General features: G+C 61.7%; 16 protein-coding genes. 9 read left to right on the forward strand and 7 right to left on the reverse strand.

The features are described from left to right. Positions 1-150: 150 nt before the first annotated feature. Positions 151-2,583 (reverse strand): transglycosylase domain-containing protein, encoded by a 2,433-nt coding sequence (locus ABWK72_RS08045; RefSeq protein WP_367874275.1) that lies wholly within the window; start codon positions 2,581-2,583, stop codon positions 151-153. Between the two features lie 145 nt (positions 2,584-2,728). Between ABWK72_RS08045 and ABWK72_RS08050 the strand changes: the two genes are divergently transcribed. The 3 genes from ABWK72_RS08050 (at position 2,729) to ABWK72_RS08060 (ending at position 4,929) form a co-directional block, all read left to right on the forward strand. Beyond that, positions 2,729-3,700 (forward strand): class I SAM-dependent methyltransferase, encoded by a 972-nt coding sequence (locus ABWK72_RS08050; protein WP_367874276.1) that lies wholly within the window; start codon positions 2,729-2,731, stop codon positions 3,698-3,700. A gap of 225 nt (positions 3,701-3,925) precedes the next feature. Beyond that, on the forward strand, positions 3,926-4,297 hold the full coding sequence (locus tag ABWK72_RS08055; RefSeq protein WP_367874277.1) for a hypothetical protein: 372 nt from the start codon (positions 3,926-3,928) through the stop codon (positions 4,295-4,297). After that, on the forward strand, positions 4,294-4,929 hold the full coding sequence (locus tag ABWK72_RS08060) for a class I SAM-dependent methyltransferase (RefSeq protein ID WP_367874278.1): 636 nt from the start codon (positions 4,294-4,296) through the stop codon (positions 4,927-4,929). Before ABWK72_RS08055 ends, ABWK72_RS08060 begins: the two co-directional genes overlap by 4 nt. An 87-nt stretch (positions 4,930-5,016) precedes the next feature. Here the strand turns inward: ABWK72_RS08060 and ABWK72_RS08065 are convergent, their stop codons facing one another. The 4 genes from ABWK72_RS08065 to ABWK72_RS08080 all read right to left on the reverse strand — a co-directional run bounded on the left by ABWK72_RS08065 (position 5,017) and on the right by ABWK72_RS08080 (position 11,337). Next, entirely contained in the window at positions 5,017-5,643 is a 627-nt protein-coding gene (locus ABWK72_RS08065; protein WP_367874279.1) for a hypothetical protein, read from the reverse strand. A gap of 32 nt (positions 5,644-5,675) precedes the next feature. Beyond that, a complete protein-coding gene (locus ABWK72_RS08070) occupies positions 5,676-8,948 on the reverse strand; it encodes a class I SAM-dependent DNA methyltransferase (protein ID WP_367874280.1) in 3,273 nt (1,090 codons plus the stop codon). Between the two features lie 51 nt (positions 8,949-8,999). After that, positions 9,000-9,656 carry a transcriptional repressor LexA gene (gene lexA / locus ABWK72_RS08075; RefSeq protein WP_367874281.1) on the reverse strand — a complete coding sequence of 219 codons (657 nt, stop codon included), beginning with the start codon at positions 9,654-9,656 and terminating at the stop codon, positions 9,000-9,002. A 133-nt stretch (positions 9,657-9,789) separates the two neighbouring features. Then, a complete protein-coding gene (locus tag ABWK72_RS08080; RefSeq protein WP_367874282.1) occupies positions 9,790-11,337 on the reverse strand; it encodes a GIY-YIG nuclease family protein in 1,548 nt (515 codons plus the stop codon). Between the two features lie 250 nt (positions 11,338-11,587). Between ABWK72_RS08080 and ABWK72_RS08085 the strand changes: the two genes are divergently transcribed. Beyond that, complete coding sequence (locus ABWK72_RS08085) at positions 11,588-12,421, forward strand: MotA/TolQ/ExbB proton channel family protein (RefSeq protein WP_367874283.1); 834 nt, start codon at positions 11,588-11,590, stop codon at positions 12,419-12,421. Between the two features lie 16 nt (positions 12,422-12,437). Beyond that, positions 12,438-12,854 (forward strand): ExbD/TolR family protein, encoded by a 417-nt coding sequence (locus ABWK72_RS08090; protein ID WP_367874284.1) that lies wholly within the window; start codon positions 12,438-12,440, stop codon positions 12,852-12,854. A gap of 328 nt (positions 12,855-13,182) precedes the next feature. On the opposite strand, the gene ABWK72_RS08095 is transcribed toward ABWK72_RS08090, so the two are convergent. After that, the gene (locus tag ABWK72_RS08095) at positions 13,183-14,418 is read right to left on the reverse strand and encodes a 4-hydroxy-3-methylbut-2-enyl diphosphate reductase (protein ID WP_367874285.1); all 1,236 of its coding nucleotides are present in this window, start codon (positions 14,416-14,418) and stop codon (positions 13,183-13,185) included. A gap of 37 nt (positions 14,419-14,455) precedes the next feature. Next, positions 14,456-15,148: a TIGR02206 family membrane protein gene (locus tag ABWK72_RS08100; protein ID WP_367874286.1), complete on the reverse strand. Its 693-nt coding sequence runs from the start codon at positions 15,146-15,148 to the stop codon at positions 14,456-14,458. A 162-nt stretch (positions 15,149-15,310) separates the two neighbouring features. Here ABWK72_RS08100 and ABWK72_RS08105 point away from each other — a divergent pair, with 162 nt between their 5' ends. The 4 genes from ABWK72_RS08105 (at position 15,311) to ABWK72_RS08120 (ending at position 19,861) form a co-directional block, all read left to right on the forward strand. Next, positions 15,311-16,636 (forward strand): hypothetical protein, encoded by a 1,326-nt coding sequence (locus ABWK72_RS08105; protein WP_367874287.1) that lies wholly within the window; start codon positions 15,311-15,313, stop codon positions 16,634-16,636. Between the two features lie 195 nt (positions 16,637-16,831). Further along, on the forward strand, positions 16,832-17,998 hold the full coding sequence (locus tag ABWK72_RS08110; RefSeq protein ID WP_367874288.1) for a pyridoxal phosphate-dependent aminotransferase: 1,167 nt from the start codon (positions 16,832-16,834) through the stop codon (positions 17,996-17,998). Positions 17,999-18,030: 32 nt separating this feature from the next. Next, on the forward strand, positions 18,031-18,813 hold the full coding sequence (locus ABWK72_RS08115; RefSeq protein ID WP_367874289.1) for a CAAX prenyl protease-related protein: 783 nt from the start codon (positions 18,031-18,033) through the stop codon (positions 18,811-18,813). Between the two features lie 223 nt (positions 18,814-19,036). Continuing rightward, a complete protein-coding gene (locus ABWK72_RS08120; RefSeq protein ID WP_367874290.1) occupies positions 19,037-19,861 on the forward strand; it encodes a phosphodiester glycosidase family protein in 825 nt (274 codons plus the stop codon). Positions 19,862-19,936: the final 75 nt, after the last annotated feature.

Below are 19,936 nucleotides of genomic sequence, written 5' to 3' on the forward strand. Positions count from 1 at the left end.
CGGGCACCCGGGGCGGGTGGTGTGGCCGCTCGAAAAATCACCCTCATCTATTTCAGAATTCGCGTCCATTCGCGGTTCTGAAAATTGTATTGGCACCGGTCGGATTGCCGCGGAACAAGAAACGCCCACGGTTGCTCCGCCACGTGAAACTCACTCCGGCTGGATCTTGAGGCGTTTGGGCCACGGCAGTTGCAGCGGCTTCTCGCCGTCGCCCAAGTCGAAGCTGTCGAGCACGTTGGTGCTGCTGCGGGTCGGCTGGCGTTCCATCCCGTCGAGCATCACTTGCTCGGTGAAATAGGGGTCTTCTCCGATCAACACCGGCTCCTTCGAGCGCACCGGGGTGCTGTCGATCACCGCCATCTGGCTGAGCCCGACCGATACGGCGTCTCCTTCCACATGGTCCGCGCCGGAGTGGATCGGGCAAAACGGCATGGCCTGCGAGCCCTTGCGGAAGAATTCGGTGAACTCCGCCGAGCGGGTCCGCGGCCGGCCGGTCGCGGGATCCACCACCGTCTCGTAGCAATACGGCGTGGCGCGCTGGCCGGAGACCCGGCACAGCTTCACTTCCGCGATGCTCTCCGGCTGCGGGATCACCTTGCCGCCGAAATCCTTGGCGCAAGCATTCATCGCCTCCGCCCACACCGGCATCGCCAGGTCCTTCGAGAAGGCCCCTTGGTAGATCGACTTGCCGGGTTGCAGGAAGCCGAGCCAGACGCCGCAGGCGACCCGGCCATTGTAGCCCAGGAACCAATTGTCGGAGAAATCGTTGGTCGTCCCGGTCTTGCCCGCCCCGCCGAAGGGCTTCTCGACCAGCATCTCGCCCAGACCCGCCGCGCTGCCGCGCTCCATGCTGCCGCGGAGCATGCTGTGAACCATGTAGGAGGTGGCCTCGTCGACCGGTTCCAGCCTCACCGGGACCTCGATCTTGCGCCGGTAGACATTGCTACCCTCGGCATTCTCCACACGGTCGACATAGGTGAAAGTGCGCGGCGCGGTGGTGCCATTGCGGCCGAAGGTGGAAATCGCGCGCACCGCATCCTTCATCGAAGCGGGTTCCCAACCGACCGCGATCCGCGGCAGCAGTTCCGCATTCTTCATCGGCAGGCCGAAGGCCTCCGCCGCGTCCGCCACATGCTGCAGGCCGGCCTGTTGCGCGAAGCGGATCGAGGCACCGATCTTCGAGCTTTCCAAGGCCCGCCGCGCGCTGATCCGGCCCTCCGGCTGGCCGGGCTTCAAGACTTCCATCCCCCACTCGGCCAGCACCCCCTCGCTGCCGCCGATGCCCACGAAACGGGTATCCATCCACTCGTCGTCCACCGCGGTGGCCGGGGTCAGCCCCTGCTTCAGGCCCGCGGCATAGGTGAAGGGCAGAAAGGCGGTCCCGAGCGGGCGCCTTCCGAGTTCGATCATGTCATACGGCACGTCCGAATAATCGCGTCCGCCGACGTGGGCCAGCACCTCGCCGGTGCCGTGGTCCACCATCAGGCCCGCGCCTTGCAGATACTCCGCAGGCTGCCCGGAGGACTTCTTGTAATCGGCGCGCTTCTGGTTGGCGTAGCCGGGCACCGCCTCGGCGCGCTCGAAGCTCTGGCGCAGGCTCTTCTCCATCGCCGCCTGGACCCCGGCATCGATCGAGGTATGAATCCGGAAACCGCCGGCGGCCAAGGCTTCCGGCCCCAGCGCCAGGCGGATCTCATCGGCGATGCGCTCGTAGAGGTGGGTGGTGCCGCGCTGCAGCGGCTTGGGATTGAGCTTGAGGATTTCGCCGGAGAGCGTGCTGGCCTCGCGGCTGGTGATCGCCTTGGCCTCCGCCATCCGGCCGAGTACCAGGTTGCGCGACTTGCGGTTGCCTTCGGGATTGTTCAGCGGGGAAAGCCCGGTCGGGTTCTTGATGCAGCCGACGATCGCCGCGCTTTCCAGAGCCGTGAGATCCTTCGGCTCCTTGCCGAAATAGCCGAGCGAGGCCGAGCGGATGCCGTAGTAGCCGCTGCCGAAGTAGATCCGGTTCAGGTAGAATTCCAGGATCTGCGGCTTGCTGCGGAAGTGCTTCTCGATCCGCCGGGCCAGGAAGGCCTCCACGATCTTGCGCTCCATGCCGGATTCGCCGCGGACCTTGCGCTCCGCTTCCAGATCATAGGCATTCCGCGCGAGCTGCTGGGTGATGGTGCTCGCACCCTGGGTCGTTTCCCCGGCCTGGGCATTCAGCCAGACCGCGCGCGCCACGCCGATGAAGTCGACGCCGGTGTGGACCATGAAACGCTGGTCCTCACCCGCCTTCAGCGCCTCGATGAAAATCTGGGGCACCTCGGCGATCGGGATCACGCTGCGGTTCTGCACGAAGATCCGGCCGATTTCCTTGCCGTGGCGGTCGAAGATCACGCTGGGGATTTCCAGGTCGTTGATCCGCGCCATGTCGTAGGTCTCGGCACGCTCGCGGTAAGGCCGCGTGTAATACTCGGCACCGAGGTAGCCGATGACGCCGCTGATCAGAGTGAACAAGAACAAGCCGAACCAGAAGCCTTTGCGCTTGTAGAAGCGGCGCTTCCTCACCTTGTTCCGCGGTACGTTTTCCTTGTTGGCCATGGCGGACTACTTTCGTGACAATTCCCGGAACCCCTCCGGCGCGCCCCCCGCATACTCGCCGGAGGCCGGAGGTGCAATGCCGGGCTTGGCCGCCCGGCTGCGTGAGGAAATACTGCACCGCGGTCCGCTGCTTTTCCAGCATTTTATGTCGGCGGCCCTCTACGACCCCGCGGCAGGCTACTACGCCCGCCCCGCCGGACAGGTCGGGCGCGGCGGGGATTTCTTCACCAGCGTGAGCACCGGGCCGCTCTTCGGACGCCTGCTGGCTGCGCATATTTCCGGCTGGTGGCGGGAAGCCGGCAGCCCCGCCCGCTGGCGGATCGTGGAAGCCGGGGCGAACGATGGCAGCCTGGCGGAGGACATTCTCGGCAGCCTCGACCTCCCCGGCTTGGAATACATCATCATCGAGCCGCTCCCGCAGCTGGCGGAAGCCCTCCGCGCCCGCGCTCCGCAGATCCGGGTCCTGCCCTCCGCCGACCTCCTCGCCGACGATCCCCTGCCCTCTTTCGTGCTCGGGAACGAGGTGCTCGACGCCCTGCCTTTCCGTGTCATCGAGTCCGATGGCAGCGGCTGGCTGGAACTCGGCGTGGATCTCGCGGGCGATGCCTTCGCTTGGAAAGCCCTCGGCCCCGCCCCGGCGGATCTGGTGGCTCCCCTGCCCCTGCACCCCGCCGGCTACCGCACCGAGATCCGCGACAACTTCCCAAGCTTCCTCCGCACGATGGCCACCGGCATGCGCGGCGGGCGGATGCTGTGGCTCGATTACGGCTTCGACCGCGCCGACTACTACCATGAATCCCGTACTACCGGCACCCTGCGCACCTTCTCCCGCCACCGCGCCGCGGAAGACCCGCTGCTGACCCCGGGCGAAATCGACATCACCGCGCACGTCGATTTCACCGCTCTCGCCGAAGCCGCGGAAGCCATGGGTGGCAGGGTGATCCGCGACGAACGCCAGGGCGTCTTCCTCACCGAACTCGCCCGACCCTGGCTGCTCTCGCTCGAAGGCCGCACCGATGTGGGCAAGGAGCTGCGCGCCTTCCAAACCCTCACCCACCCCGGCCAGCTCGGCGCAAAATTCCGCGTGGTGGAGATCGCGTTCGAGGCGGCCCGGTGAATTCGCCTTCCGCGGCCCCGCCGCCGTGGACTGCGCGCAGCCTGCTGCCGCTGTCCCGATGCAGCCTGCTGCGAGGGGCGCTGCAACGGGAGCCCGAGCAATTCCCGACCGCGGACCTAAACGAGAAACGCCATCGCGCGTGCTTCACGGCAGCAGGCTGCCTGCCCACAGCGGCATTTCTCCTTCACGAACCGACCGAGGAATGAGACGCTGCCCCGGCCTGCGATGTCGAAACGTGTCGTCATCATCTCCCTCCTCCTCTGCCTGATCGGGCTTTGGGGCATCTGGGATGTCATCGCCTCCCTGCTGGCGGGCCATCTCCGCTTCAATGCCTGCGTGCTCTTCCTCCACCCGGGGTGCGCGCTCTTGCTCGGACGCCCCTGGGCCCGGAAGCATGCCTCGTGGGCCTTCGGATTCTTCTATGCTACGACCGGGATCGCTACCTTCCTCGCGCTCGCCGGGATCGGCTCGGGCACTGCGGATTACTTCGCCATCGTCGTCTCCCTGATCTCGCTCGCGGTGGCCATGCTGCTCCACTGGCAGCTCTACACCCGGCCCTTTGACGAGTACCTGGCAGAATCGCCGCCTGCATCGTGATCGAATACTACGCCCGCCGCGCCACGGAATACGAAAAGGTCTACGCCAAGCCCGAGCGCCAGGCGGACCTGCAAGTGCTGCGGGACAAGTGCCGCAGCCTCTTCGCCGGGCGCGATGTGTTAGAGATCTCCTGCGGCACCGCCTATTGGACGGAATGCTTCGTTTCCACGGCGAACAGCATCCTCGCCACCGACATCAATCCCGAGACCCTCGATGTCGCTCGCTCCAAAACATTAGACGCCGCGAAGGTCGAATTCGCCACCGCCGACTCCCTCGCCCTGCCGGACCTCCGCCGCGACTTCGATGCGGGCTTCGCCGGTTTCTGGTGGTCGCACGTGCCCCTCGAAAAACTCCATGCCTTCCTCACCGGCTTCCACGCCCGCCTGAAGCCCGGCGCACTGGTCGCCTTCATCGACAACCGTTTCGTGGAGGGCAGCAGCACTCCCGTGCATCGCCGGGATGGAGCCGGAAACACCTACCAGATCCGCCGCCTCGCCGATGGCAGCAGCCATGAGGTCCTGAAGAACTTTCCGACCCCGGAGGAGCTTCGCATGACGCTCGATCCCTTCAGCGGAAAACTCGAGATCACCGAACTCGAATACTTCTGGATGGCTGTCCACCAATTAGGCTAGCCAATCGCATCTACTAAGCGTTGGCCTCTTAATTGCCTCCATAAAATGCTTCGAGTCAGATGATACACAGTCAAGAAAACTTGCCTATCACTGACCTTTCGGCGCTCCCGACGGCCCGGCCGAGTAGGGTAAGAAGATGTGGTAGATCGTAAAGACTTCGTCCCCCATAGCGTGCAGGGTCTGAGAGACCCGGCCCTCGTCGGGTATGAGGCTTGAAGGGTACATTGAAAACGGATCTAACAGGCGCAACTCTTCTTTTTTCAATTCGATCGTCTCACGCACTACATGCTCTGCCTTCACTGGATCTCCGGTCATTACATAACCGATCATTCCACCACAATTCGCACTACCGCTGTATTGACCTGTTAGATAACAGCCCATCCCGCCATTACCAACATATTTCCCGGCTTCAGAGGCTCCGATCCTGTTAAACAACCGCTTGCATTCAAAGGCGAAGTAAACATCTGTATCCAAGCCAGTGAAGACCTCAATATCCAACTCTCCACTTTCAGAGTCGGCTTGAGGATCGGCAATTTTTGAGCGATATTTAAAATTAAACGGCGTTCGTGCCACTCGAGCGACTTGCTTGAGATGGCCCACGAAACGATTTGAAATCTGATTTTCTAATCTCCTTGCAGAACTGGGACGCGTGAAATTGGGCCACTCTTTCAGTATCATCTGGAATACCGCCGGCAAGTATTCCAGCGGAAACATATCCGCCCAAAGATCCGGATGTCCCGCTACATTCATTTTTTAATCGGCTTCGTTTTTGCAGAAACGATGGACCCGTAAATGGCTTCCGCGGTATTCAGACCTGCCGTCCGCGTCCAATGCACTAGAAGATCTGGTCGAACGATATAGATGGCATCTTTGCCAAAGTGGAGTATGTTCCTACGGAAGCTAAACGCACCGCGCTCTGTGCTACTCTCTCGCATCACGCCTTCCACTGCCTCCGTCAATTCCGGTGTAATGATAGCTTTTTTGGGAGTCGCTTCTCGTAATGATCGACGGAGAATCATCACTGCGAGGCCAGAGTTCGGCAGACATACATGTTCGGCAGCAAAAAATTGAGACTGCCGCCGATTCTTCATGGAACCCATTTGTATCCAGCGATTTAGCGAGCCGCAGAGAGAAGCTGCGAAGGCATTCCTGTCACCTTCTTTCGTTTCCGCAAGGGTCGGAAGTGAATCGTAGGGATGAACGGGAGTATAGCTCTTATTACTCACAAAAAACGTATCCTCGACGAGGGACACATCATCTTCACTGAGGCCAAAATAGCGATAAATTTGCGGCTCGATTTCCTCTTCCAACTGAGAGATCATCTCTTCCCGAAGTTCTTGATAATCGCCCCCGCGCAGTTGCAACACCCCGGAATTTTTTTCCATGGCGAGACTTTCCAATCGTTGCTTGGTGGCTCGAGTCTTTGAAACAATAGAATCGAATGCGCCGCGCGCGTCCTTATCGTCGAAACCATTTTCCCCGATAATCGGGAAAGGAAGCCGAAGCAGCTCGTGGACCTCGACCTTATCGCGCTCGATGCCCAAATAACTAGATGTATGAAACAAATAGTATCTTGCAAGCTTTGATCGCAGGAGCGCAACAAGAAACAGGAGCAGATCCATATCATTCGCCTTTCCCTGAATACCGGTCAACGAATCTTGATAAAAGACTTTAAAATCGACATAAGCGAAACGGGTAAACCCGTTGTTGACCAAAACCATGGGAGGATTGAAGGCACCCGAAGGCCGTCTCCGAAACCCTTCCAAGCTGGCTTCCCGATCTTTTTCTGGGGCGCTCTTGGGCTCCTTACAGATCAGGGAGCTCAAGCGTTCGCGAAGAGTCGAACATTCTCCAGGTTCGAGGAAAAATTCGGGTAGGGCTTCCGTCTTCACAAACGGATCATCCAAAGAGCCTCCGATCTGCTTCGGCTCCCCATAGGTCTCGGGAGAAGCGTCGTAGCCTGCTTGACACCAAGGCTGAAATCCCTGCCGCTTCACCCAACGCTTTCCTTGCTTCGGTGTACCGGCATGATCGCCAAGCTTTGGCAGTGTCGAAAGGCAATCGATTAGCTTTAAATCGCAATGTGTACCCCACAGTCTGGTCTTCCATACTAACGATGCTTCTTTCCGCCCAGCCGCAGCCAGTAGCTCTTCCAGACGCACAAATTTCCGATCCTCAGCGTTTGCAACAATGAGGCCAGTCCTCGGATCATTCCGCGTCACCTTCGGAACGATGTATTCCATCGTGTCGCTCAACTTTGGCTCTGCACTATGGAACCGAAGCACGAAGCACGGCCGTATCGCATTTTCGAAGAGGAACCGCCGGAAGTCCGCAAGCTGCAGCAGACGAGAAACCGAAAACCTGCGAAACCACTCGCTTTGGAAGCTGTCGCTCTTATTGAGGATCAATTGCGATGGCAAAAGCAAGCTTGCTGTGCCGTTCTCCGCCAAATCGCCAGGCACCTTCCAGAGAAAGGCAAGAGCAATCTGATCTTGAGTTAGGGCGGAACTCTTCCCTTTTACCGGGCAGGCAGCGCTCTTCATCCATGCCGCGACTTCACCACTAGATCCTTTCCGCGAAACCCAAGGGGGGTTTCCAACGATGAAGTCAAATTTCCCGTCGATGCGGAGCTGCGGATCGAAATAATTCCCTTCAACAACAGTAGGAAATTCGATGGACTTGCGCTTACCCGCGGCGACGAGCAGTTCTGGGAGAAGTGGCCTCCTTTTCCCCAAGCCCGCCTCTGTTTTCAGCCGCTTGAGATCTCGGGGAAGAAATTGATCCAATAGAGCGATGTAGAGGCTGAAGCATGTGATCCGGCATGCCGTGGCATTTACATCGACCCCCCTTAAGTTTCCGAAGAGCTTCGGCAATTCGCGGATCTGCTCCGCGAAAGAAGCATCGGGATTTTCAATCATCCACTCTTCCGCCAAGCGGTTAAAAAGGATGACCAAGAAGATACCTGATCCACAACTCGGATCAAGGAAACGCTTGCCTAACAGACTCGGACATTGATCGACCGTCTCAGCTACCACCAACTCCGCCAAATGCCTTGGCGTGTAGAAAGCACCTTTTTCGTTTTTACCTTGGAGATCCTCGCTTTCCAAAAATTTCTCGTAGATCGCGCTGATCGTTTCCACCGGAATCACCGAGAAGTCGAAGACCCAGAAAGCCAGATTCATCTGCGCAGAGTTCATGTCCTCGCCCTTGAAGAAACTCAGAAGCAGATCGACCTTCCCTGCACCTATAATCTTACGTTCCTCTTCGAAGTGACCCTCGAAGGTGCTACCATTGAATTCCTTCTTCAGCGCCGGGAAAAGCTTTTCGAACAGAAGTTCGACTGCTTCTGAAGCTGGGCAGCTTTCGAGAAACTGAGCGAGATTCCTTACGTCTTTCTTCCTAATGAAATCATAATCAGCCAAGCTGATAATTTTCCTATCAATCAAATAACAAGCAAATATCAATCTCCCCAAGAAAGCATGGATGTGCTTAAGATCAGCACGCTCTCCTGAAGTGTTCAGCTTGCCTGCAAGCTCCCCGAGCATCGCGACGAGGAAATGATCGACCGTTTGGGCCTTCTCAAAAAATTTCTCTTGGTGTTCGCGATAATAGTACCCCGATGCAATGGACTCAACTAGCCGATGCTGCCCAAGCACGTTCGCACTCCATTTAAAGTCGCGAATCAATGCCGCATGGTCCCCTATCGGTTCATCTTCGTCCCGGTTCGGCGGGATCAGACCGGACAATAGATAGACAGTCTGCGGGTCGCGCAGCACTAACACTGTGGCTGTTCCTTGATTCCAACAGCGGCGCTGCTCTTCATTGACCGCCGCTCGTGACAAAGGTTTAGGAAAGTCTTTGAAATAGACGGTAGGTCTACCGTCCACACAAAGTATCCCATCCACTTCCAAGGCATCGAATGCTTTCCGAATGTGGTGGAGTTGCCCCCTCATTACAGGTTGCTTTGCAGACTCGCGCGCCGCCTCTTCAAACGACGTGAAATAAATCTCGGAGGACACATTGCCTAATCCGAATCTGCTGGCGTCTTTTTGTGCAGGGCTCCTCATCGGTCAGATCTTTTGGCGGATGATGCCCACCAGACGACCAGCAATCCGGCAGTTCTCGGCTTCGGCGGCAGGGATGGGGATGTCTCTTGAATCGGGATTCTCGGCTTTCAAAAACAGTCCCGAGGAAGTTCTGTACACTCGCTTTAAGGTGGAATCGTCTTGCTGAAGAATTGCCGCTATCTCTCCGTCCCGGACCTCCGGTTGCGGGTTGATCACCGCGATATCGCCATCGTGGATGCCCGCGCACTTCATACTGTCCCCGTTGACCCGCAAGGCGAAAAGGTGCTTTCCGGCAAACATCCCCGGCGGCACCGCCAGGATTTCGTCGGCGCTTTCTATCGCTTCTGAAAGTGGGCCGGCCGGTATGGTGCCTAGAAGGGGAATACCATTTTCTCGGGACTGCTGAAGCGAACGAATGCCGCGTGCCTTCCCCCTCTCGCGGACCAGCGCTCCCTTTTTTTCAATTAAAGCCAGATGCTGGCGGACAGTGAAGGAACTCTTCCATCCGAAGTGAATCGCCATCTCGTCGTGGGTCGGAGGACGGCCGTTCACAGCTACTTGGCTTCGGATGAAAGCCAGTAGGTTGGATTGGGTCGGAGTGAGGGCTTGCACTGGAACTAATAACACAATACTGCTTAAATCAGCAGTATTCAAGCTCATAATCATTTTAGGTAAATTCCGTCCTCAAGTTTGGGGCCGATCGGCCTCCGACTTCAGCGTGGGCTGAGCACTTTTCCGTATGGCCGCAATGCGGGCCTATCGGAAATTTTTACACACTGAAAGCGTGCGACCCTCACCCCAGCCACTCCAGGATCGCTTCCGCCGACTTCTCGGAAATCCCCGGCAGCGCCGCGATCTGCGCCACACTCGCCTTCCGGATCCGCGCCACGCTGCCGAACTTCTGAAGAAGCACCTGCTTCTTCTTCGGCGAGACCGCGGGGCAGTCGTCTAACAGGCTCTCCTTCATCCGCCGCCGGTAGAGCAGCGCGTTGTAGCCGTTGGCGAAGCGGTGCGCCTCATCGCGGATCCGCTGCAGCAGCTTCAGCGCACCGCGGTCGTGCGGGATCAGCAGCGGCGCGCTCTCGCCGGGGAAGAAGACCTCCTCGCGCTCCTTGGCCAGGCCGATCACCGGCAGGTCATACAAGCCGAGATTCCGCAGCTCCCGCACCGCCATCGAAAGCTGGCCCTTGCCGCCGTCCACGATCACCAGGTCCGGCAGCACGATCTTCGCGCGGCCTTCCCGCGCCAGCCGCCGCTGCAATTCCACCGGATCCTCTTGCGAAAACTCATCGTCCGGATTCGCCTCCGCATTCTCACCCAGCACCCGCGAGTAGCGGCGGCGGATCACCTCCGCCATCGAGGCGAAGTCGTCCTGCCCCGCCACCGTCCGGATCCGGTAGCGGCGGTAGTTCTGGTTGTCCGGCTTGCCATCGGTGAAGCGCACCATCGAGGCCACGATGTGGTTCGACGAGACGTTCGAGATATCGAAGCACTCCATCACCCGCGGCGGCCCCTCGAGACCCAGCGATTCGCCGAGATCGGCCAGGTCCTCGGTCGGCTTGACCGTCGTCTGCACGCCGCGACCGCGTGTGAACTGCCGCGTCGGGTTGAGCGTCTTGCGGAGGTTGTCCACCACATCGCGGAGCAGCGCGGCCTTCTCGAAGTCGAGCCGCTCCGCCGCCTTCACCATGTCCGCCTCCAGATCGCTGAAGATCTCGCGCCGGCCCTTGCCATCGAGCACCTGACAGGCCTCGTCGATCCGCCGCAGGTAATCCTCCCGCGTGATCCGCAGAATGCAGGGTGCGGAGCAATTGCGGATGATGTCCGCATTGCAATGCCGGTAATCGTTCTCGCCGGGATTCAGCGGACGGCAGGCGCGCAGGCCGAACTTCCGGTTCAGCCAAGAGATCGTCGCGCGCAGCGCTCCCGAGTGGGCGAAAGGCCCGAAGTAACGCGCGCCGTCGTCCTTCTTCATCCGCGTCAGCACGAAGCGCGGCCACGGCTCGCTGGGCTGGATCTTCACCAGCAGGAAGCGCTTGTCGTCGCGGAAAGCCACATTGTAGCGCGGCCGGTAATCCTTGATCAGCTTGCCCTCCAGCAGCAGCGCTTCGGCCTCGTTGCGGACCAGGTGGAACTCGAAATCGACGATCGTATCGATCAGCGCCCGCGTCTTCAGATCCGCCCGGGTCTTGCGGGAGGCAAGGAAGTAGGAAGTCAGGCGCTTCTTCAGATCGCGGGCCTTCCCCACGTAAATGATCGAGCCCAGACGGTCCTTCATGAGGTAGACGCCGGGCTGGTGAGGCACCGTTCTGAGTTTTTCCTTACATGCCTCCGCGGCCACATCCTCATTGGAATGCGGGATGCCGCCGTGTGCAAGGGGGGAAGGACCGGAAAGTGCCGAGAGATCAGTGAGCAGTGATCAGTGTAAGAAAAATGCGGACCCGGGATCGGCGCCGTCTCCTCGCGGACGTCTTTCTTCCCACTGATCACTGCTCACTGATCACTCGGCACTCCTGCCTTTTCCCCCGCCTTCCACTCTGCCTTTCGCGGCGCTTGCGTCCGGGGATCGCGCCGCTAGACTCCGCGCTTCCATGATGTGGCGCACGATTATCCCGATGGCGGCTACCTTTCTGCCGGCCCTCGCCGCAGCGGCGGAGGAAACCCCGCCGCCGAAGCAGGAGATCGACCTCTTCCACATCTACCACGCCGGCGGCTTCACCATGCCGATTCTGGCGGTGATGTCGGTGATGACGGTGGTCATGATCCTGCTCTACCTGATGCTGCTGCGGCGCAATGCCGTGGTCAGCGACCGCTTCATGAACAACGCGGAAGCCCTGATCCGCCGCAATGACTACCTCGGCCTGATCGCCTACTGCGGCCGCCGTAACGAGTGCATGGCCCGGATCTCCCAGCGCGCCCTGGAATTCATGACCAAGAACAGCGGCGCGACCTTCGCCGAGGTCCGCGACGTCGCCGAGGCCGAGGGCTCGCGCCAGGCCAGCATGCTCACCACCCGCGTCTCCTACCTCGCCGATATCGGGGCCATCGCGCCGATGGTCGGCCTGCTCGGCACGGTCATGGGGATGATCAAGTCCTTCTACCACGTCTCGGACGGCGGCTTCCAGGGGGCCCGCCAGATGGCCTTCGCCAGCGGCGTTTCCGAGTCGCTGATCGCCACCGCCGGCGGCCTCGCCATCGCCCTGCCCGCGCTGATGTTCTACGCCTACTTCCGCGGCAAGGTGCAGAAGCTGATCTCCGATCTGGAAGGCGCGGCCACCCACTTGATCTCGATCCTGCGGACCCAGGTCGATCGCCACGCCGCCACGCAAAATCCCGCCGCAGCCCCGCGCCGCACGCGCGAGGACTACGCGATGCCGGTCCCCTCCCCGCTCACCGACGACCGTCCGGACCTCCACGGGATCTGACTTCCGCCGCCGCCCGATGAAGTTCCGCAATCACAAGATGGCCCCGGCCGAGCTGCAGCTCGCGCCGATGCTGGATGTCGTCTTCCAGCTCCTCATCTTCTTCATCGTCACCTTCGAGTTCCACCGCTCGGAGATGGACCTCAAGGTCTCCGTGCCGAAGGCCCAGGAAGGCGCGGACACCAAGCGCGCCCGCGGCGAGATCATCGTCAATGTCCGCGACAGCGGCGAGGTCGTCGTGGAAGGCCAAGCGATGACCCAGGCGCAGCTCGGTGAAAAGCTCTCCGCGATCGCCAAGCTCCACGGCCGCGATCAGCCCGTGCGCTTGCGCGGAGATGAGACCACGGACTTCCAGAAGATCGTGACGGTGGTGGATATCTGCCAGAAGGCGGGCATCTGGAACATCTCGTTTGCGACGCAGCGCCCGGCGAGGTAGGGGCCGGCACCGCAATCGACGGACGGCCCCACTGGGAGCGCCGCGGCACCGCCGGCAGAATGGTCCCTAACAGCTCGCCCCGGCACATCCACGTCCTCCCGACAATCCCAACGTCACCAATGACGGACGGCCCCACTGGGAGCGCCGCGGCACCGCCGGGCAGAACGGTCCCTAACAGCTCGCCCCGGCACATCCACGTCCTCCCGACAATCCCAACGTCACTAGTGACGGACGGCCCCCCTGGGACCGCGGAGCCACCCGGCCCGCAGAGTGGTCCCCCGCTGCCCGCGACACGGAAAGGCAGGCAGCCAAGCGACGGCGCTTTCGATCACACCGCCTTCACCGCTTCCCGCGAGATCCCGCGCATGTCGAAGATCCGGAAGATCGTGTCCTCGATCAGGTTGTTCGGGCATGAGGCGCCGGCGGTGATGCCGATCACCACCGCCTGCTCGCCGATCAGGACGGAGGGGTAGCTGCTGGCGATTTCCGACTTCTCGTGCAGGTCGAAGTGGACGATCTGCTTCAGCGATTCGAGGCAGGCCGCATTGCGGATGAAGAAGGTCGGCAGCGATTGCTCGCCGATCTCCACCAGGTGCGTCGTGTTCGAGCTGTTGTAGCCGCCGACGACGAAGAGCATATCCATCGGCCGCCGCAGCATCTCGAAGAGTGCGTCCTGCCGTTCCTGGGTGGCACCGCAGATCGTATCGAAGAAGATGAAGCTGTCCGCGTTGCCATCGCGCGCGACGACCGCGGTGCGGACCCGGCGCTGGATTTCCTCGGTCTCGCTCTTGAGCATCGTGGTCTGGTTCGCCACGCCGACCTTGGTCAGGTGGAGATCCGGATCGAAGCCGTTCGAGGCGGCATGCGCGAAGCGCTTCAGGAAGGCTTCCTTGTCACCGCCGCCCTCGCGGATGTAGCGGCAGACCGCGTCCGTCTCATCGAGGGTTAGCACGATCAGGTAATGGCCCTTGCCATCGTCGCCCATCGCGCGGGAAGCGGTGGCCTGGGTCTCCTCATGGCCGGCCTTGCCGTGGATGATCGAGGTGATGCCGTCCTTGGCGTAGCTGCGGACCCGGCGCCAGACCTTCATCACGTCGCCGCAGGTGGTGTCCACCACGTAGCAGCCGCGCTCCTCGATCTTCTCCATGAAGTTCGTCGGCGCGCCGAAGGCGGGCACGATGACCACGTCCTCCGGGCTCAACTTGTCGTAGTCATCGCTCAGTTCCTTCCAAGGCAGCGAAACGATGCCCATGTCGACGAGCTGGCGATTGACCTCGGGATTGTGGATGATTTCGCCGATCAGGTAAATCCGCTGGTCCGGGAAAACGCGGCGGGCGGCGTAGGCCAGGTCGATCGCCCGCTCGACGCCGTAGCAGAAGCCGAACTGCTGGGCCAGGCGCACCGTGGTATTGCCGATGGTGATCTCGCCGCCGCTGCCGCGGATCTTCTCTACGATCGAGGACCGGTAGTGCCGCTCGACCTCGGCATTGACCTGGGTCATCACGTCCGGACGGCGGACGTTGACCCGGGGGCGCTTCTGCTTGTCGGCGGCGGCTTCGCTCATCGGGGGCGATATAAGGCCGAATTCTCCCGCGACCAAATCATTTCCCCGGGCGGCGCAACACCGGCAGGGCCAGCAGGGAGAAGAACAATCCCGCCAGCACCTGCATCCAGATCAGGTAAACCGGCCAAGGCCCCAGATGGTCCAGCAGGCTGGGATTGACCGGCTTGTGTGCGGCGAAGCCGAAATTCGTGCCCAGCCACAGGTTCACGGCCATGGCGATGAGGAGGTAGGCGTTTCCCCACAGGAGGGCTCTCAGCGGATCCTTCCACCAGGGGCGCTCCGCCCGCCAGCCGAGCACGATCGGCAGGTAGAAGGCGATGCCCACGATCGCAAAATGGTGGACGAAGAAGGAGACGAAGGCGGGGTGAGGGAAGCCGATCGTGATCGCCGGGGTCGCGAGTGCCTGGATCGTCGCCGCCAAGCCCCAGAAATACGTGAGCGTCGCCAGCAGGCGTTTTCCCGTCAGCAGGGCGAAGCCGCCGGTGATGGCCGCCACGTCGCACAGGTGCAGGGGCAAGATGCTATCGAGATCCCGCGGGCCGCCGAAAGCAAGCCACGCCGCCTGCGAGTAACCGAAGGCCGAGAAGCAAAGCAGGGCGAGGATGAAGCGGGCGATCCGTTCGTTCTTCTCCCCGGATTTGCCGAGCAGGACCAAGATGGCAATGCACGCGAAGCCTACAACCACCGCCCAGCCGTGCACGGAGGAAAAAGGCACGAAGGGTGGCGGCATGCTTGAAGGGAAGCTTCCCCCGGGGATTAGGCAAGGGGGACTTGGATTGGCTGGGTGCGGGAGGGCAGGCCGTACCCGGTTTCTCCTATGATAATTCGTAGCTGTACGCGCTCGCCCGGATCTGCCATCAATAGGGTGAACCCAAGTCTCCCGTCTCCCGAAATGACCCAGCCTGACCACGCCCATGAGGCACCACCAGCTGCCCGCGTGATCCCCGCGAAGCGTTCCGTTTGGAAGCGGCTGGGCGGCGGCTCTCTCTCGATCTCCGTCCTCCTCCATGTGATCCTGCTGGTCATCGGCGTCTTCTGGGTTTTGCGGGTGGTCAAGCCTCCGGAGAAGACGGTGGATTTCATGCCGAATTCCGGCGGTGGCGGCGCGCCGGCTTCCCAGTCGAAGGCCTTGCAACGCCAGGCACGGATGATCCCGACCGAACTCTCGCGGGTGGCCGCGGTGGGTGCCGAGTCGAAGATAAGCCTGCCCGAGCCGGACGACCTGCGGATCGCCGCGCTCGAACCGATCGGGTCCAGCACGAGCGGCGGGATGGGCGGTCAGGGCAGCGGCGGCGGCAAGGGAAATGGCAAGGGCACCGGCATTGGCGACGGCACGGCTCCGGGCATGAGCCGGGGCAGCGGGGCGGCGAGCCCCTTCGGCATGCTCAGTGCCTCCGGGAACAACATGTTGGTCGGAAACTTCTACGACTTGAAGCAGACCAAGGACGGCCAAGCCACCGGCGTGCAGGAAGCGGAGGCGCTCAAGATCCTCTCCGACTTCCTCGGCAGCGGACGGTGGAGCACCAAAATCCTGGAGCAATACTACAAGGCGCCGAACACGCTCTATCAGACGAAGATTTATATCCCGATCATGAGCGCCGCCCTGGCCCCGGAGGCCTTCGGCTGCGCGAAGGATGTGCAGCCGGTGAACTGGGTGGCGCACTACCGCGGGATGGTGTCAGCGCCGAAGGCCGGCAAGTTCCGCTTCGTGGGTCGTGCGGACAATGTGATGGTGGTGCGCTTCAATAACAAGGTGGTGCTGGACGGCGGCGACTACTCCGCGGGCTTGGGCCGGGCGATTTGGGATGCCACTTCCATCGCCGTGCTGGCGGGCAAGTCCGAGGATCGCCAGCTCGAGCGCGAGATGCGTCGCGGCGGCTATGACATCCCGGTAAAGAGCTACAACTACGCGGGCAGCGGGCAGTACAACGAGCGCGGCGGCGTGATGGTCGGGAAGGATTTCACCGTGAGGGCCGGGCAGAAGTATCCCATCGAGATCATGATGAGCGAGCTCGGAGGGCTATTCGGAGCCGCTCTCATGATCGAGGAGGACGGGGTGAAGTATGACAGCGAGCCGGGCGGCGCGCCGATCCTGCCCCTTTTCCAAGTGGACGATGTGGTGCCTACCGTGCCTGTGGAGGGTCGCGGGTCTCCGGCATTCGACCCGAAGGGACCGGTCTGGAAGGCGATGCCGGGAGTGATGCCGGACAAGATCTGATCGGAACCGGCTGCGTCATCTCTTCTCGTCGACCTTGATCTCGATCGGTGGTTGCTCCTGAGGCTCAAGGTGCCGTTTCCCATGCGAAGTGCGAATCCCCTGCAAAGTTTGCCATGCGAAGTCCGCATTCCCCGCCGTTGACGCCGGGCGCTTTCCCCCTGAAATGCGCGCCCCCGGCAGGGTCCGGGTCAGTATATGGACTATTCGCAGAAAATCGCCCGTCAGATCGCAGGTATTCCCCGCTCGGGAATCCGCGATTTCTTCGAGCTTGTCCAAGGCCGGGAGGGCGTGATCTCCCTCGGTGTTGGCGAGCCCGACTTTACGACTCCATGGCATATTCGCGAAGCCGCCATCTACGCCCTCGAGAAGGGTCATACGAGCTACACCTCGAATCTCGGCCTGCCTGCCTTGCGCAAGTCGATCGCCCGCTACGTCGGCGATTTCTTCCATGTCGAATACGATGCGCTGACCGAGGTGCTCGTGACCGTCGGCGTTTCCGAGGCCATCGACATCGCCCTGCGTGCCCTGGTCAATCCGGGTGACGAGGTGATCTACCACGAGCCCTGCTACGTTTCCTACTCGCCGAGCATCGTGATGGCCTACGGCACCGCCGTCGGCGTCCACACCCGCAAGCGCGACGGCTTCTCGCTGAAGCCCGAGGAACTCGCCAAGGCTATCACGCCGAAGAGCCGGGTGCTGATGCTCAACTTCCCGACCAATCCCACCGGCGCGACCGCCAATCGCGAGGATCTCGAAGGCATCGCCAAGCTCTGCATCGAGCATGACATCTTCGTGCTGACGGATGAGATTTACAGCGAACTGCGCTACGATGGCGGCGAGCACGTCTCGATCGCCGCGCTGCCGGGCATGAAGGAGCGGACGATCCTGCTTCACGGCTTCTCGAAGGCCTTCGCCATGACCGGCTTCCGCCTCGGCTACGCCTGTGCGCCGCAGCCGATCACGGAGGCGATGATGAAGATCCACCAGTACTCGATGCTCTGTGCCCCGATCGTGAGCCAGATGGCCGCGATCGAAGCGCTGGAGAACGGCGCGCCGGAAGTCGCGAAGATGCGCGAGGCTTATCACCAGCGCCGCGATTTCCTGGTGAAGCGCCTGAATCAGATGGGTCTCGGCTGCCACTCCCCGGGTGGTGCCTTCTACGTCTTCCCGGACATCCGCGGAACCGGCCTCTCCAGCAAGGACTTCGCCATGCGCCTTCTCGAAGAAGAAGGCGTGGCCGCCGTTCCCGGCAGTGCCTTCGGGACTTCCGGTGAAGGCTTCCTGCGCTGCTGCTACGCCACCGGCTTCGATGACTTGAAGCTGGCCATGGACAAGATGGAGCGCTTCGTGGGGCGGCTCTGAACGGAACGGACGGCTGCGATCCCTGACTTCCCATGAGCGCAGGATCGCAGCCGCAAGCTTCTGCCAGCACCGAGGCGTGGATCCGCGCCCAGGCGGTGCCATTCGCCGTCTTCATCGGCTTCAATCTGCTGCTGCAGATTTTCGCCAGCTTCTTCGGTTCCAGCAATCCCGCCGCTCCTTGGTGGCGGCACTGGCCGGAGCAGTGGCTGTATCCGTTGCAGACCGTGGCTTGCCTCTGGCTGCTGGCCTGCCGGTGGAAGTACTATGACTTTCGTTGGTCGGCCAAGTGGTGCCTGGTCGGGGTTGTCTTCGGTGCGGTCGGTATCGGCTTCTGGCTGCTGCCGACCCTCGCCTACGACCGCCTCGGTCTCAGCGGCCAGACGGAGGGCTGGCAAAAGTGGCTCGGCCTCGCTTCGCGGACGAAAGGCTTCAATCCCGCCGAGGCCTTCGGCGATGGCACGCCGGCTTACTGGGCAGCGCTCGTCATGCGCTTCGTCCGGGCGGTGGTCGTGGTCGCGCTGGTGGAGGAGATTTTCTGGCGCTCCTTTCTGATGCGTTTCGTCATGGATTGGGAAGGGGACTACTGGAAGCGCCCCTTCGGGCAAGCCTCGTGGAAGTCCTACGCCATCGTCACCGGGCTCTTCATGGTCGCCCACTCGCCGACGGATTACGCAGGGGCCTTGGTTTACGGCTCGCTCACTTACTTGCTCTGCATCTGGAGCAAGAACCTCGGAGCCTGCGTGGTCATGCACGCGGTCGCGAATTTGATCATGGGTCTCTTCGCGGTCGGCTACGGCAAGTATGGTTTGTGGTAGATCCCGCGTGAGCCCGATGGCGGCGCAGCCGCTTTGGAATGCCTAACCACACCTTTTGGTTTTCGCATCACAGACGGCTCACATGCCGAAAGACCGACCTGACAGAACGGAGGGTGAGATGCCATCGATTTGGCCGGGGAAGGGCTTGCCTCCAGCGCTGCACCAGGAGGCCGCCGCCGCCATCACCCTTGCAGACCACCCCCACCCCGTATTCCCTCCTCTCATGCTCTGGAAAACCGCCCTGACCTCCCTCCTCTTCGTCTCTTGCGCCGCCAGGCACCCGGCCGAAGCCATCCCCATCGCCGCTCCGAAACCGGAATCCGTCCAAGCGGCACCGCCCGCTTCCCAAGCCACTCCACCACCCCCCGCCAAACCCGAAACCGCCCTCCAGTCCCCCCGCGCCGTCCAGACCTCTCTCGCCGGCATCTCCATCAGCGGCGTCAGCTTCGATAGCCGCTCCCACCGCCTCGCCGTCGCCGACCAAGAAGCCGGCCCCGGCTCAAAATGGCCCGACGCCTCCCACGCCGCAAAAGCCTACCGCGGAATCGCCGCCATCAATGCCGGCTTCTTCACCCCCGAGGGCAAGCCCCTCGGACTCGTTGTCGCCGGCGGCAAGAAAAGCGGCAGCCTCAACCGCGCCTCCTCCCTCGGCGCAGGCCTCTTCTCCGGCGGCGGCTCCCCCACCCTTCAACGCCGCGAACACCCCAGCCAAGCCTCCGAAATCCTCCAAGCCGGCCCCTTCCTCGCCGAATCCGGCCAAGCCACCGCCGGCCTCAGCCCCAAAAGCTCCACCGCCCGCAGCTTCATCGCCTGGGACGGCACCGCCGGCTGGATCCTCGCCCGCACCGGCCCCTGCTCTCTTGCCGATCTCGCCACCGCTCTCGCCGGATCGGAAATCGGCGGCGTGAAAATCCGCAGCGCCCTCAATCTCGACGGAGGCCGCTCCTCCGACCTCTGGATCTCGAACTCCGTCCCAGGCGGCCCCCTTCACGAACGCCCGATCTGGAACAAGCCGGTCCGCAATTTCCTCATCCTCCTTCCCCGGTAACAGCCGCAACAGCCCGCCCCCCTGCCTTTTTCCAATATCCCAAATCCCCTCCATCTGCGGTTGATTCCTCCATCG

The sequence above is a fragment of the Luteolibacter sp. Populi genome (genome assembly GCF_040801775.1).
Taxonomy (GTDB): domain Bacteria; phylum Verrucomicrobiota; class Verrucomicrobiia; order Verrucomicrobiales; family Akkermansiaceae; genus Haloferula.

Excerpts from the sequence above, each read along its gene's own strand:
- ABWK72_RS08115 (WP_367874289.1), top strand. The coding sequence starts at position 18,031 with ATGAGCGCAGGATCGCAGCCGCAAGCTTCTGCCAGCACCGAGGCGTGG.
- lexA (WP_367874281.1), bottom strand. The coding sequence starts at position 9,656 with ATGAGCTTGAATACTGCTGATTTAAGCAGTATTGTGTTATTAGTTCCA.
- ABWK72_RS08050 (WP_367874276.1), top strand. The coding sequence starts at position 2,729 with ATGTCGGCGGCCCTCTACGACCCCGCGGCAGGCTACTACGCCCGCCCC.
- ABWK72_RS08100 (WP_367874286.1), bottom strand. The coding sequence starts at position 15,148 with ATGCCGCCACCCTTCGTGCCTTTTTCCTCCGTGCACGGCTGGGCGGTG.
- ABWK72_RS08120 (WP_367874290.1), top strand. The coding sequence starts at position 19,037 with ATGCTCTGGAAAACCGCCCTGACCTCCCTCCTCTTCGTCTCTTGCGCC.
- ABWK72_RS08095 (WP_367874285.1), bottom strand. The coding sequence starts at position 14,418 with ATGAGCGAAGCCGCCGCCGACAAGCAGAAGCGCCCCCGGGTCAACGTC.
- ABWK72_RS08055 (WP_367874277.1), top strand. The coding sequence starts at position 3,926 with ATGTCGAAACGTGTCGTCATCATCTCCCTCCTCCTCTGCCTGATCGGG.
- ABWK72_RS08090 (WP_367874284.1), top strand. The coding sequence starts at position 12,438 with ATGAAGTTCCGCAATCACAAGATGGCCCCGGCCGAGCTGCAGCTCGCG.
- ABWK72_RS08110 (WP_367874288.1), top strand. The coding sequence starts at position 16,832 with ATGGACTATTCGCAGAAAATCGCCCGTCAGATCGCAGGTATTCCCCGC.
- ABWK72_RS08105 (WP_367874287.1), top strand. The coding sequence starts at position 15,311 with ATGACCCAGCCTGACCACGCCCATGAGGCACCACCAGCTGCCCGCGTG.
- ABWK72_RS08045 (WP_367874275.1), bottom strand. The coding sequence starts at position 2,583 with ATGGCCAACAAGGAAAACGTACCGCGGAACAAGGTGAGGAAGCGCCGC.
- ABWK72_RS08085 (WP_367874283.1), top strand. The coding sequence starts at position 11,588 with ATGATGTGGCGCACGATTATCCCGATGGCGGCTACCTTTCTGCCGGCC.
- ABWK72_RS08065 (WP_367874279.1), bottom strand. The coding sequence starts at position 5,643 with ATGTTTCCGCTGGAATACTTGCCGGCGGTATTCCAGATGATACTGAAA.